The organism is Paenibacillus sp. SEL1 (assembly GCF_054602535.1).
In genome coordinates, this window is the sequence record NZ_CM137723.1 from 3183590 (window position 1) to 3198281 (window position 14692).

General features: G+C 47.9%; 11 protein-coding genes. 7 read left to right on the plus strand and 4 right to left on the minus strand.

Features of this window, described 5'->3' with window-relative positions:
• Positions 1-17 precede the first annotated feature (17 nt).
• The 6 genes from ACYCSE_RS14460 to ACYCSE_RS14485 all read left to right on the plus strand — a co-directional run bounded on the left by ACYCSE_RS14460 (position 18) and on the right by ACYCSE_RS14485 (position 7435).
• Positions 18-1754 carry an ABC transporter ATP-binding protein gene (locus ACYCSE_RS14460; protein WP_459702524.1) on the plus strand — a complete coding sequence of 579 codons (1737 nt, stop codon included), beginning with the start codon at positions 18-20 and terminating at the stop codon, positions 1752-1754.
• A complete protein-coding gene (locus ACYCSE_RS14465; RefSeq protein ID WP_069291241.1) occupies positions 1735-3573 on the plus strand; it encodes an ABC transporter ATP-binding protein in 1839 nt (612 codons plus the stop codon). The genes ACYCSE_RS14460 and ACYCSE_RS14465 overlap by 20 nt, the downstream gene beginning before the upstream one ends.
• Before the next feature lie 187 nt (positions 3574-3760).
• Positions 3761-4417 carry a DJ-1/PfpI family protein gene (locus tag ACYCSE_RS14470; RefSeq protein ID WP_459698478.1) on the plus strand — a complete coding sequence of 219 codons (657 nt, stop codon included), beginning with the start codon at positions 3761-3763 and terminating at the stop codon, positions 4415-4417.
• 106 nt (positions 4418-4523) lie between these two features.
• Positions 4524-5723, plus strand: a complete 1200-nt coding sequence (locus ACYCSE_RS14475; protein WP_459698479.1) for an MFS transporter — start codon at positions 4524-4526, stop codon at positions 5721-5723.
• On the plus strand, positions 5716-6375 hold the full coding sequence (locus ACYCSE_RS14480; RefSeq protein WP_459698480.1) for a TetR/AcrR family transcriptional regulator: 660 nt from the start codon (positions 5716-5718) through the stop codon (positions 6373-6375). Before ACYCSE_RS14475 ends, ACYCSE_RS14480 begins: the two co-directional genes overlap by 8 nt.
• Before the next feature lie 148 nt (positions 6376-6523).
• Entirely contained in the window at positions 6524-7435 is a 912-nt protein-coding gene (locus tag ACYCSE_RS14485) for a helix-turn-helix domain-containing protein (protein ID WP_459698481.1), read from the plus strand.
• A 69-nt stretch (positions 7436-7504) separates the two neighbouring features.
• On the opposite strand, the gene ACYCSE_RS14490 is transcribed toward ACYCSE_RS14485, so the two are convergent.
• From ACYCSE_RS14490 to ACYCSE_RS14505, 4 genes are all read right to left on the minus strand, one after another.
• On the minus strand, positions 7505-8905 hold the full coding sequence (locus tag ACYCSE_RS14490) for a sugar porter family MFS transporter (protein ID WP_459698482.1): 1401 nt from the start codon (positions 8903-8905) through the stop codon (positions 7505-7507).
• A gap of 226 nt (positions 8906-9131) precedes the next feature.
• Positions 9132-10469, minus strand: coding sequence for an AraC family transcriptional regulator (locus tag ACYCSE_RS14495; RefSeq protein ID WP_459698483.1), 1338 nt, complete (start codon positions 10467-10469; stop codon positions 9132-9134).
• A complete protein-coding gene (locus tag ACYCSE_RS14500; protein ID WP_459698484.1) occupies positions 10444-11892 on the minus strand; it encodes a sensor histidine kinase in 1449 nt (482 codons plus the stop codon). The genes ACYCSE_RS14495 and ACYCSE_RS14500 overlap by 26 nt, the downstream gene beginning before the upstream one ends.
• Entirely contained in the window at positions 11889-12887 is a 999-nt protein-coding gene (locus ACYCSE_RS14505; RefSeq protein WP_459698485.1) for a sugar-binding protein, read from the minus strand. The genes ACYCSE_RS14500 and ACYCSE_RS14505 overlap by 4 nt, the downstream gene beginning before the upstream one ends.
• A gap of 218 nt (positions 12888-13105) precedes the next feature.
• Here ACYCSE_RS14505 and melA point away from each other — a divergent pair, with 218 nt between their 5' ends.
• A complete protein-coding gene (melA, locus tag ACYCSE_RS14510) occupies positions 13106-14605 on the plus strand; it encodes an alpha-galactosidase (protein WP_459698486.1) in 1500 nt (499 codons plus the stop codon).
• Positions 14606-14692 lie beyond the last annotated feature (87 nt).

A 14692-nucleotide genomic window follows, 5' to 3' on the forward strand; every position in this document is an offset into this window, starting at 1 on the left:
GAGGAATGCTTGTGGGAATGATGTTTTCTTTTCTGAAAAAATATCGGGTTCCAGCCATCGCAGCGCTCGTGATGATGTTGCTGGAATTGACGGTAGAGCTATCGCAGCCATATTTGATCTCTAAAATCATTGATGAGGGCATCCGACAGCAGGATTTGTCCGTCGTCTGGTTATGGGGCAGTGTATTGGTGGGGAGTGCCGTTATCGCTTTTATGGCGGGGATATCCAGCTCTTTTTTTGCTTCACATGCAAGTCAGGGCTTCGGCTATGATTTGCGGGAAAAGTTGTACCGTAAAGTGCAATCTTTTTCGTATCCTGTGTTTAAACGTTTTGCCACTTCGTCGCTGATTACGCGCCTGACCGGGGATGTCACGCAAGTACAGGATACGGTGTTTATGAGCCTGCGGTTTATGACACGGGTTCCGCTTGTAGTCATCGGCAGTATTGTGATGGCACTGGTTGTACATTTCAGGCTTGGGCTACTATTGGCCGTTATGGCCCCGGTGTTGTTCGTGTTTGTGCTGGTGATGATGCGGCGAACGGTCACTTTATTTAAGGGTGTCCAGCGTCGCCTGGATGACGTTAACGGAGTGATTCAGGAGAACCTGACAGGAATTCGGCTCATCCGGGTTTTTGTGCGGATGCGGCATGAAATCGAACGTTTTGCCCATTATGGAGGCGAATTGATGAAAGGGACGGTGTCCGCTCTACGCTGGACAGAAACGACGATGCCGTTCATTTTGTTTACGATGAATGCAGGGATTATTGCAGTACTTTGGTTCGGACGCGGCCAAATTTCCACTGGGGATGCCAGTGTAGGACAGGTGGTTGCAGTCGTCAATTATTCACTGCGGACGATTGGGGCCTTGTCTGCCTTGTCGGGTATTGTTGTTGTATTTTCCCGAGCTACTGCATCTACCGGGCGAATTCGAGAGGTATTGGACACATCTAATGAAGATAGGCCAAAGCTGGAGTCTGTTTCAACACATCATACACGGATTAAGGGACAGGTGGAAATGGACCGGGTGAGCTTTCATTATCCGGGCAGTGATCTGGCTGTACTAAAGGATATCTCTTTTAGGGCGCGACCGGGCGAGCGAATAGCTATTATGGGGGCCACTGGCTCGGGAAAATCTTCACTTGTGCAGTTGATTACACGTCTGTATGAAGAAGATGAAGGTCATGTGCGCTTTGACGGAAAGGACGCTCGTGAACTGGATGCGTCCATATTACGAGAGGCGATTGGCTATGTCCCTCAGGAAGTGCTGCTATTCACCGGGTCGATTCGGGATAATATTGCTTGGGGGCTGGAGAGTGCCAGCCTGGAGCAAATTCAGAAAGCCGCACGCATGGCGCAAATCCATAATATGATTGAACGCTTGCCGCAAGGCTATGACACGATGCTCGGGCAGCGTGGCGTCAATCTATCCGGCGGACAGAAACAGCGGCTTTCGATTGCCCGCGCACTGGTGCGCCAGCCGGCAGTGCTGATTTTGGACGACAGCACAAGTGCGCTGGATGTAGGGACAGAAGCAGCACTACTGAATGCACTCGATGGTCTGTCCTGCACGACATTTCTCATTACGCAGAAGATCAGCTCGACCGCATCGGCAAATCAGATTTTACTGCTGGATGAGGGTCGCCTGATGGCAAGTGGAAGCCATGAGCATCTCATGGATAGTTCGGATCTGTATCGGCGTATCTATGAATCACAATATGGAAAGGAGGAGTCGCATGTTCAAGGAACTCATTGAACCGTTCCGTCAGCCTACACCGCCGTCTGGTGTGCTGCGAAATCCGGCGGGAGCTGAAGGGCGCCACAAGGCCAAAGCGAAGAACTGGTCTGGCACCTTAGGACGGATATGGGCTTATCTGGCTCGCCGTAAGGCCAAACTGATGCTGGTATTGTTCATGGTCCTGCTCAGCTCCGGGCTAGCTCTGCTGGGTCCATATCTGGTCGGCGTAGCGGTGGATGATTTTCTCGAAGGTCCGGGTGGACGCATGTGGATTTATTTTCTCATCGGATTAGGAGCTGTATATCTGCTCAACTCGCTGACCTCCTGGCTGCAAAATATCTGGATGATCGAGATTGCCCAAGAGACGGTGTACCGCATGCGTTTCGATCTGTTTTCACATTTGCATCGACTACCGATTCCTTTCTACGGCAAACGTCAGCAGGGAGAGATCATGAGCCGTTTGACCAATGATATCGAAAATGTCAGTTCTACGCTGAACAGCTCCGCCATTCAGATTTTTTCGAGCATATTGACGCTAATCGGTACACTCACGGTGATGCTGTGGTTAAGCCCGCTGATGACCCTGCTGACTTTTATTGTGGTGCCGTTAATGGCTGCCGGGATGCGCTGGATCACACGTCGTACCGGGCCCTTATATAAGGAACGCCAGAAGAATGTGGGCGAACTGAACGGATACATCGAAGAAACGCTGTCCGGGCAGCAGATTATTAAAGCATTTTCGCAGGAAAAGAGAGTCATCCATGGTTTTGGCGAGCGTAATGACCGTATTCGGCTGTCGGGTTTCTGGGCCCAAACGATTTCAGGCTTCATACCGAAGCTGATGAACGGACTGAATAATCTCAGCTTTGCTATTGTAGCGGGGATCGGTGGGATTTTGGCCATTCGCGGCTCCATTACTATAGGTACAATTATTGTATTCGTAGAATATGCCCGCCAGTTCACCAGACCGCTGAACGATTTGGCTAACCAGTGGAACACCCTGCTGTCTGCCATTGCCGGAGCTGAGCGTGTATTTGAAATATTGGATGAAGATGAAGAGTCCAAGGATGAACGCGGCGCAGTGGAAGTAGGGCATCTAGAGGGGGCGGTGCGGTTTACGGATGTTTCCTTCGGTTATGATGAGGGAAGCGCTACGCTGGAGGGTATTTCCTTTGAAGCCAAACCTGGTGAAATGATCGCACTAGTCGGCCCGACCGGGGCAGGGAAAACGACACTGATCCAGCTCCTTTCCAGATTCTATAGCCCCGACAAGGGAACGATTACGCTGGACGGGCGCGACATTATTACCATCCGGCGTGAAAGCTTGCGTTCCCGCATGGCATTTGTGCTACAGGACTCCTTCCTGTTTCAGGGGACAATTCGTGAAAATATCCGCTTCGGCAGACTGGACGCCACCGATGAGGAGGTTGAACAAGCATCGAAACTGGCTAACGCCCATTCCTTTATCATTCGGATGAAGGACGGATACGACAAGGTGCTGGAAGTGAACGGCAGCGGCATCAGTCAAGGGCAAAAACAGCTGCTGGCTATTGCCCGTGCTATTTTGGCCAACCCTTCTATCCTTGTACTCGACGAGGCAACCAGCAGCATTGACACCATTACAGAGATGAAGATACAAGAAGGACTGGAGCGGCTTATGCAGGGTCGAACAAGTTTCGTCATCGCGCATCGGCTGAATACCATTCGTCAGGCTGACCGGATTCTGGTCTTGAAGGATGGCCGTCTGGAGGAGCAGGGTTCTCATGATGAACTGCTGGCTCACAAAGGCTTTTACAGTGATTTATATTATGGTCAGTTGAGAAAGCAAAGCTCTTAAGCGGCTCGCGATTAACAGCTTTGCAGGTATACTTAAAAAGGGCTACCCCGGGGTGGCCCTTTTTAAGTATGCCTTTTTACAGGTACGTACTATTAAAGGTTTACATCATCAAATATACCCATACCCCGTATATGTATGTTAGTATGGGTGTGCAAGAATAAAATCCCACTTCAAAGGAGAGAGCATCATGAAAATCGCAATCATGCTTTTCGATGGAATTACAGCGTTAGATGCAATAGGTCCATACGATGTGTTTGCTGCTACACTGAAATGTGAAGTGAAGTTTGTCGCTAAGCAAAAAGGGTTAATCAAGCTGGACTCAAATATGGGTTATTTGCATGCCGATTACAGTTTTTCTGAAGTTAATTCAGCTGATATTCTTGTTGTTCCTGGATGCAGTCCGCCAAATTATAAAACCCCAATGAATGACGAAGAAACGTTAAATTGGATTCGCCAAATACATGAAACTACAAAATGGACCACGTCGGTTTGTAACGGCTCTTTGATTTTGAGCGCAGTAGGCTTGTTAAATGGTACCGTAGCCACCAGTCATTGGGGTTCCTTAGACCTGCTTCAATCTCTTGGAGCCATTCCAACAGATGAGAGAGTGGTTCGTCAGGGCAAAATGGTTACAGCAGCCGGTGTCTCCTCTGGTATTGATATGGCACTCCAGTTAATAGCTTGGGAATTGGGAGAAGACATGAGTAAAGGAGTCCAGCTGATTTTGGAATACGATCCTCAGCCTCCGTTTGACACGGGTTCACCCAAGAAAGCTCCTGCTAAATTGGTAGAACAAATAAGAGGCATGTTACAGGAGTTTGCAAAACAGGAGCCTAATAGCTAGGCTTAATAGGTTTGTATTTTTATTTACAATGGCCCCTATTTCAACTAATATGGTTTACATATAGCAAAGGGTTACATAGTGTAAATGGTTGGAGGGGGTTACAAACATGAGCAGCTTACCTAAGTCTGCTACATTTCCACTTTTCATTCTGATGCTGAATTTGTTTATTGCTTTATTGGGTCAAGGTATGGTGATTCCCATTCTGCCTGAATATTTGAAACAATTTAATGCGGCAGGAGCTGCTGCGGGGTATCTTATTGCCGCTTTTGGAGCAGCACAGTTTATTTTTTCGCCCCTAGGTGGGCAGCTTTCGGATAGATGGGGTCGAAAATCCATGATCATCATCGGTCTGTTTTTAACCGTCATCTCGGATCTCATGTTTGCTGTTTCTACGACATTGCCTCTTCTATATATTGCCCGATTTATCGGGGGGATAGGTATTGGACTAATGGTTCCTTCCAATATGGCCTACGTCGCTGATATTACCACTTCTGAAACCCGAGCTAAAGGAATGGGATACTTGGGCGCCTCCATGAATTTGGGTATGGTGCTTGGTCCGGGATTAGGCGGTATGATCGCTGAGTTTGGCATCAGGATGCCCTATTTTTTTGCTGGTGGACTTGGACTTATAGCTACGCTGCTTAGTTTGTATATGCCAGAGACACTACCCAAGGAAAAACGAAAACCCGCTAGCCAATGGGTTCGCCGGGAGCCAATTCGCAACCAAATCCTAAATTCATTTCGGACATCCTATTTTCGTTATCTTCTCCTCATTCTGATCATGACATTAGGTTTGATGAATTACGAAACAGTGTATGCTCTTTTTGTAGAACGAAAATACGGTTTTGATGCCACTAAAATCTCAATGATCATTACGGTTGGTGCAATTATAGGCATCGTTGTGCAGATATGGCTGCTCGATTATCTCATCAAGAGACTTGGAGAGATGAAGCTAATACGTCTCTCTTTGATCATGACAGCCATCGCTTTATTGTTAATGATAATTAAGATCAATTTAGGTTATTTGCTGGCGGTATCGGCACTGTTTTTTGCTTTTAATGCCTTCCTAAGGCCAACCGTAAGTACAATGATCGCGAACTCAGCTGGTGATCGTCAAGGATATGCCGCCGGATTGAATACGACGTATACTAGCCTAGGCAATATATTGGGGCCTATTTTAGCGGGTTTGTTGTTTGACAAGCACATTCATATTCCTTATATTTTTGGTGCACTTATTCTTGCATCTGCCCTTTTCTTAACCTTACAAAAACCAAAAAATGAGAAACGGATGGTTGCTAATGACTGAGAACTGGCACCAGAATTTGAAAAACAAAAATCGGGAAGAGCTCATTGCTGCTGCGAAGGAACTTTTTATGAAGCAAAGCTTTCTCAAAGTTAATGTTAAGGAGGTATGCAACGTGGCTGGTGTAAGCCGGGTCACATTCTATAAGCACTTTCAGTCCATGAACGAACTGATCTTTGAGGTCCAGATGGAAATCCTGGAGAGCATGACCGAATTTGTTAGAAGGGCACCTTCAGCCGAAATGAGCGGTAAGAAGATGCTTACTTCGATGCTTGATGCATGGATTGATTACGCTTGGCAACATCCGGAATACATCAAGTTTATTCTTTTATTCGATCTGCATTACGAAGCTTATGATTCAAATCAAGAACTCAAAGAACAGTACAAAAATTTTGTTAGCAGGGGAAAGGAACGACATTTCCTGATGGATGCTCTGGAAGCTGGATTCCAAGATGGATCATTGAAGTCTGATACGGAACCCTTAAAGACCGCTCATTTTATCTTCACGTCTATGATGGGTATACTCCAGAAAATGAGTCTGACGTCCAAGGACGATTGGAATAACGAACTTGAGGATATACAAATTGCTAACCGATTTGTGGGAATGTTGATTCAGTATTTAAGTCCAGAAAGTGATAAATCCCCAACCTTTTAGGCAGGAGTCCCCTAACGTAATCCAAAGGATTCCAGATCGTCCGATGGAGTGAAATAGAAGTACATGGCTCAGTCTGTTAAACTGTGAAAATAGAGCGGTTGCAGATACGTTGCTGTGTTAGCCTTATCTATTTTGTGGAGGTGCGGGGATGAACGGAAGTCTGTTTGAGCCACGGCTGCGTGACGGGGATTATATTCCCCGTTTTTTTGCTTACTATTACAAGCAATGGCATGACTATACCATGTCTTACCACGATCATCATTCTACCGAAATTATGTACATGATTTCCGGCTTTTGCAGGGTAGATGTACAAACGGGAGAGAATGTGGAAGAAAGCATCACGCTGCGTAAAGGCGAGTTTATTATGCTAGACGCAGGTGTACCGCATCGACTGGTGGTGGAAGGAGAACAACCGTGCCGGATGCTAAATGTAGAGTTTGGTTTTTCGGAGGGAGTGAGAGTAGGACCGTCTATCCGACAAATGGCAGCAGAGGAGCAGGAGGTCACGACGCTCATGTCACGTCCGTTCCCATATTTGGTACTATCGGACCCGGAAGAGGTATATTATACGCTGAAAAGTCTCGTGCTGGAGCTGGACCAACGAAAAGAACAGCCGGGTGCAATGGCTGAGATGCTTTTTATGCAGTTGCTAGTACGAATTGCACGTCTACGAGAAGAGGCAGAGCGCAGCAACACGCAGCAAGCGGATATGTACATCAAACGATGCATTGAATTTCTCCATCTGAACTATGACCGAGATATTGTGGTTAAGGACATGGCGGCAGCCGTGAATCTGCACCCAGGTTATTTGCACCGTATTTTCAAAAAACATACTGGACAAACGCTTACCGCGTATTTAACGATGCTGCGAATGGACAAGGCCCGTATGCTTCTTCAGCAAACGGACATTCCCATTCAAGAAATTGCCGATTATGTAGGCGTGGCCAGCAGGCAGTATTTTCATATGTTGTTCAAAAAGCACACAGGCCAAACCCCTGTAGAATACCGCTCAGCTGTGGAGCGCAATGTGAGGAACTATGCGGAGGAGGATAGGAGCTGATAATAAGAAGCCTCTGAACCATTGCCGATTTAAGGTCGGTATGACTCAGAGGGCGTGGCTAAAGTTGGGTCATTTCCCAAGCCACATATTTTCCATCTGTTCAAGTGATCTCCCCTTGGTTTCGGGAACCTTGCGCCATATAAAGACTACGACGAACAACGAGATGGCTCCGAATAACCAGAAGGTATTGGACGGGCCGGCCGAACTCAGCAGAGGAGGGAATGCCTGCGATACCAGATAATCGCCGGCCCACAATACCATCGAAGCGATGGCTACCGCTTTGCCGCGAATGCGGTTCGGAAAGATCTCTGAGATCATGACCCATACGATCGGCCCAAGCGATATAGCATAGGAGGCCACGTAGATCAATATCATGATAAGTACGAGCGGTCCGGTGGTCAAACCCATTTTGAATGCGGCCCCAATAATGACCAAACAGCAGGTCATCAATGAGGTGCCGATGATCAGCAGGACTTTTCGTCCCGCTTTGTCGATCAGCCATACGGATACGATGGTGAACAACACATTGATCAACCCGATCCAAATGGTCTGGGTCAAAGAAGCGTCCGTACCGAGTCCCATTCCTTTAAAGATAACCGGCGCGTAATACAAAATGGCATTGATGCCGGTAATATGCTGCATAATGGCGAGCATGACACCGATAAAGAGAGCGACCCGAATACCGGGAGCGAACAATTGCTTCAATGAGTTGTTCTCATTTTTGAATGATTCCTTGATATCAAGCACTTCCTGCTTAGCGGCTTCTTCACCGTGAATTTTCAGCAAAATCGGCAGCGCTTCATAGGGCCGATTTTGTTTAATAAGCCATCGCGGGCTTTCGGGTATGAAGAGCATCAAGAGCATAAAGATCAGTCCCGGAACGGCTCCCACTCCGAACATCCAGCGCCAGGCTGTTGAGACACCCCAGGCTTCATCTCCCATGCTGACGATCCACGAATTCTGAAAATAAACCAGGAAAATCCCTGTTACGATCGCCAACTGATTTAAAGCAACCAAACGACCTCGGTATTTGGCGGGAGCGATCTCCGCGTTGTACACCGGACAAACGGTGGAAGTGATTCCTATGCCAATGCCGCCGATCATGCGAAAGATAACATACCCGGTGAACGTGTCTTGAAGCGCAGAGCAGATCGAGCCGACGACGAATAAAAATCCGGCGGCCAGTAATACCTTTTTTCTGCCGATCTTTTCACTCATGTAGCCGGAGAGAGCTGCTCCGGTGACACTCCCGACAATCAGACTTGAAACGGCCCAACCAACCTGAAATTCGCTCAGCGAAAAACGCTGCTGTAGGAATTCGACTGCTCCCGAAACAACCGCGATATCAAAACCGAACAGGATGCCTCCGAGCGCAGCTACGATGGATACCAACGTCACAAAAAGCATATTGGGTTTTTCTGATTGAAGCGCTTTCTGTTGAGCGCTTTCATTATTGATGATTACTGCCATATGATCATCTCCCCTCCAGATCTCTGGAACCTCATTCCGTTCTTCGAGGAGAAGTATAACATGCGCTTATAAAAGAAAGGCCGGTTATCGTCTTCAATAAACGGACCTTTTCATGCACGATTTTGGCTTCGGTTCCCGAATCGGAGATAGAGGGGCTGAACCTAGCATTACCTTGTCATTCGAGCTTAAAAAAATCCATGCCGATAGTCGGCATGGATGAATCTCACTATTTTTGGCCTTTAAACTCAGTGGGAGGAACGCCCGTTATCTTTTTAAAGACGCGACTAAAATAGTTCGGGTCCTTATAACCCACTTCAAAGCTGATTTCCTTAAGAGTAAGGTTGCCAGCCTTAATCAGAGAGATGGCTTTATCAATCCGCAGCCGGGTTACAAAGTCGATGAATGTTTCTCCGTATTCCTGTTTAAAAATTTTGCTGAAGTAGTGAGGATTCAAATGGATAAAATCAGCCACTTCTTCCAGCGAAAGATCATCGTTGAACCGTTCCTCAATATACATTTTCGCCCTACCCAGCATAGTCAGTGTTTGAACCTCCCGCTGTTCGCGTATCCGTTGCAGTGCTGACATGACGTACGTCTGCTGAAGCATTCCATTCTCCGCTTTGACGGCAAGCAAAGAAGCGTTTCCAGCCTCTGATGACTTCAGTTCGTCAAAGTGGCAGTAACCTCCATCCCGTTTGCGTAGGGTGGAGGCAAAAACAGCTTCAAAATAGGATTTGCGAAGTCCTTCCTCACCGCTATGCAGCGATCCAATTCCAATGGCTGTCTTTATACCAAGTTGCTGCTGGGCAAGCTCGGAAAGCTGCTGAACGAGGTGTTTAACCAACTGGCGCCAGTCGTTTTCGCTGGTGACAGGCGGCTTGCGTAAAAAAGTGGCTACATGATGGTCGATCAAAGAGCTTACAATGGCATTCGGGCCATGCGTTTTTACATAGCTTCGGAAATGATCGTAAATTTTCTTTTTATCCTGCTCGTCCGTATATCCGTCAAAGGCGGCAATGATGGCGCTTCCCTGATCAAGAGGAAAGTCCAGCCATTCTGATAGCTGGGAAGCGCTCGAATCCACGGTCTGGTCGACCATAAGCATTAAAGCCAGCTCATTTTCTGCGAGTGGCATCAGCTGTGAGATTTTATGCCTAAGCTCCAATTCTTCCGTACGTGCCCGCTTCTCGCACTCAATTTCTTCAATCAGTCGTTTCAATGTGCCGATGATGAGTTCTCGCTTCGCCGGCTTCAAAATATATTCTTTTACGCCCAAAGAGAGTGCCTTCTGGGCATAGGCAAAATAATCGTAGGCAGTGACGAGCACGAATCGGGTATCGGGAAGCCGCTCCTTTAATTCACGAAGCGCCGCAAGCCCGTCAATTCCGGGCATATTGATATCCAGAATGGCAATATGGGGACGGTGCTCTTCCGCGCATTCAATCGCCATGCGGCCGTTGCCAGCATGAATAAACCGGAATATCCCCGGCATCGCCCGTTCCACTGTCAATTCCAGTCCTTCCCTCTCCAAAGCCTCGTCATCCGCGATCAACAACCGATACATCAGTTCGCTCACTCTCCTTCTTGACTGGAATTCGTATGGTTATGGTAGTACCTCGTCCGATATTGCTATTGATTTCAACCATTCCTTCTTCCTTTCCGTAGAACAACTGCAGCCGCCTAAACACATTTTGCATTCCAAGTCCTGTTGAACTGCCGCTTTCGGCTTCGCCTTTAAGACGGAGTACGGACAGTCGGGTTTCCTCCGTCATGCCCTTTCCGTTGTCCGAAATTTCAATTTGTACATCTTCGTTCGCTCTCGACAGCGTTAATACGATAATGGCTCCGCTTTCCATATCTTCCACACCATGAAGAAAAGCGTTTTCAATAAATGGCTGGATCGTCAGGGCCGGAATTTGCTGCTGAAGTACGGAAGCGTCAAAGTGAAGATCAAAGCGAATTCTGTCCCTGAAGCGCGCCTGCTGGATGGTTACGTATTCGCGGATATGATCCAGTTCCTCCTGGAGAGTTACGGGTTTGTCCAGCTTCTGCAGGCTGTACCGTAGCAGATTGGACAGCGAAACGATCAGGTCGCTGGTTTTCTCCGCTCCTTCCAGGATCGCCAGCTTGGAGAGCACATTTAAGGTATTGAATAAAAAGTGCGGGTTAATTTGATTTTGCAGAGCCAGAAGCTCCAGTTCCTTCACAAGCCGCCGCATTTCCAGACTCTGTTTATCCTTCTCGATGAGGATATTTAAATCGGTGGACATTTGCGAAATGGCGTCCGACAGTACGCCTAGCTCGTCATCCCGTCGCGGTTGTGGCTTGATATTCAGATCACCTGTAGCGATTCGCTTCGCCAGTCCGACAAGTCTGCCGACAGGGCCAGTAATGCTGCGCGAGACCCAGATGGCAAGCAAAACCCCCATCAGCGCGTTCATACCGAACAACGCCACTCCCCATCCGTTCATTCGCTCATTCTTGTTCCGGATGTTCTCAATGATTGGCCGGTAATAAGCCAGTTCAGCATCGATCAGTTGCTGACCCTCCTCATGAATATAGCTGACGGTTTTCTCCGCTTCAATATAATGTTCAAAAGCCGATTGAGGATCTTGTGCCTTTGCATCCAGAACTGCGGCTTGTTTCTGTTCAAGAAATGTGGCCAACAGATTCATGTAGTCCTCTTCGGCGAAAGAAGGGTCGGTCGAGTCGGAGACTTCCTGAATTCTGCCTTTTAACTGCATCAATTGGTATTCTGTCGGGCCCTGCACAGCCTTATCGCCTCTTGGATTAAGCAGATAGGCATATAGGAGCTTTAAGTTGCTCTCCGCCGATTCGGAGGTTTGCTCGATGAGAAGAATTCGGCCAAGCATTTCATCGTAGCTCTGTTGTACGACCTTTCCGCTTTGGAATACAAAATAAGCGATGATATTGGCGAACACAACTAGAAGAGGGATGAACAGAAGTAGCTTCGTTCTGATCGTCATCGTCTGTCATCTCCGGTCATGTTGTCGGGAGTGTCCGCATGCATCTCATATATCCTGGTGTATGTTAATTCCTGGGGGGCATTCCCCTTTAGATAATCATTCAGCAATTTTATGGCCTTAGCCCCCATTTCCTCTGGCTGTTGAACAATGGTCAGTTCGATTTTGCAATCTCTGATGGCTTCCAACGTCTCGGTCATATCGTCAAAAGCGAAAATCTGCAAACTCCGCGCCCCGCGCCGTTCCGAGGCTTCCAGAATGCCAAGGCCGTCCAGCGCACTGAATCCGACCATGTAGCGGATCTGCGGGTACCGGGTGAGCATGTTCTGAGCTTGCTGTGCTGCCTGAAGCCGTGAAATATTTGAGGAGCGAATCTCCACAATGCGGAGCTTGGGATAGCGACCGATCACGGAACGAAATCCAGCAAGCCTGAGTCGCTGATTCTCGACACGCTCGCTACTGATCATAACTCCGATGTCGCCACGCTCTCCAGAGGCTTTCGCTAACAGCGCGCCCATCCGTTTTCCTGCTCCTTCATTATCCGTTCCCACGTAAGCTAGTCTACGGGAGTCTGGTTCATCCGTATCGATCGTGATGACGGGGATGCCAAGTCCGGCTGCTTTGTCGATTAATCGGCGATACTCTGGATCATTTATCCCCTGAACCAGAATTGCATCCGCCTTACTGGCGATCGCTTTATCCAGCAGTTTGACCTGCTCAGACGGATTAATGCGGTCCGGCCCGATATAATCGAGCCGCATACCGTACTGTTCCGCTTCCTTTCGGGCTCCTTGTTCGATTGACCGCCAGTAATAATTATCCAACTCCTGTGATATCAGTACGACTTTTGTATCGGAAACCCCGTCTTTTGGAGAAACCGTCTTCAATAACTCTGCAAATTGGTGAATCTGAAAAGAAGACAGAGTGAACTGAAAGAGCAGCCAGGCAAATAGCAGAAAGACGGGGATAAGGATAAATGTCCATTTACGGTTTGACATGTCTTGCTCCTTTGTCAATATTTAGAGACTTAACTCATTATACAGCAACAAAAGAAGCGTAGGCAGCTATCGTCAACGGCAAGCAGCATTTATTGATGCGAAAGTTAGGATTTTTGACACCTAAATACGAAACTGGTCATGATTTTGATAACGCTTTCTACGGGCCTATTGCTACAATGACGGTATATACCCATTCTAATTACCGGAGGTTGAATGCCGTGTCATTTAAAGTAGCGTTTATTGGAGCAGGAAGCATCGGTTTTACCCGTGGAATTTTACGAGATCTGTTATCGGTGCCGGAATTTAATGATATTGAAGTGGCTTTTACGGACATCAGTCAGCACAATTTGGATATGGTCACTGAGCTGTGCCAACGGGATATTCGGGAGAACGGTTTATCCATACAAATACAGTCCTCTACGGACCGAAAGATAGCTTTAAAGGATGCCAAATACGTCATTTGTACGATCCGGGTTGGCGGTCTTGAAGCCTTTGCGACCGATGTGGATATTCCACTGAAATATGGCGTGGATCAATGCGTGGGCGATACCCTGTGTGCAGGAGGCATCATGTATGGTCAGCGCGGCATCGCTGAAATGCTGGAGATTTGCAAGGATATCCGCGAGCTAAGTGCACCGGATGTATTGCTGCTGAACTACTCGAACCCCATGGCGATGATGACATGGGCCTGCAATAAATACAGCGGTGTGCGTACAATCGGTCTATGTCACGGAGTCCAGCATGGGCATCACCAAATTGCCGAGGTGTATGGTCTCGAGAAGCAGGATGTGGACATTGTGTGTGCCGGAATCAATCACCAGACGTGGTACATTCAGGCGTCACATGAAGGCAAGGATCTGACAGCCGGACTGCTGGAGGCTTTTGAAAAACATCCCGAATATAGCCGCACCGAAAAGGTACGCATCGACATGCTTCGTCGTTTTGGCTATTACAGCACAGAGTCGAATGGTCATCTCAGTGAATATGTACCTTGGTACCGGAAGCGTCCGAATGAAATTATGGACTGGATTGATCTAGGCAGCTGGATCAATGGAGAAACAGGCGGCTATCTGCGTGTATGTACAGAAGGACGTAATTGGTTTGAAACAGATTTCCCTAACTGGATGAAAGAAGACCCATTGGAGTACAAGGCGGAAAATCGCGGTGAAGAGCATGGTTCATACATTATCGAAGGTCTGGAAACCGGACGTGTATACCGGGGGCATTTTAATGTCGTTAATAACGGTGTGATTTCCAATTTGCCAGACGATGCGATTATTGAAGCGCCTGGATACGTGGATCGGAATGGTATCTCCATGCCACATGTAGGAGACCTTCCGCTCGGTCTTGCTGCCGTCTGCAATGTAAGTATTTCCGTCCAGCGTTTGGCTGTCGAAGCGGCTGTACACGGAGATGATAAGCTGCTGCGGCAAGCGTTTATGATGGATCCGCTAGTGGGCGCGGTGTGTAATCCGAAAGAAATTTGGCAGATGGTCGATGAGATGCTGGTGGCGCAGGAAGCATGGCTGCCGCAATATGGAGCAGCGATTGCCGAGGCGCGTCAACGTCTGGCTGCAGGCGATCTGATTCCAACCCGACCCTATGAGGGAGCAGCACGACTTAAGGTGAAGACGGTTGAAGAAATGCAGTTGGATCGGGATGCCGCCAATAAAAATGCAGGGCAATCCGACAAGGGCAAGGATCGCGAAAAAGTGTAGAACAACAAGGGCAGAGATTGACTTCACAACAATAAAAGGGTGTTTTCACGGTCATGAGGGCCTGAAAACACCCTTTTGCTGTCGATA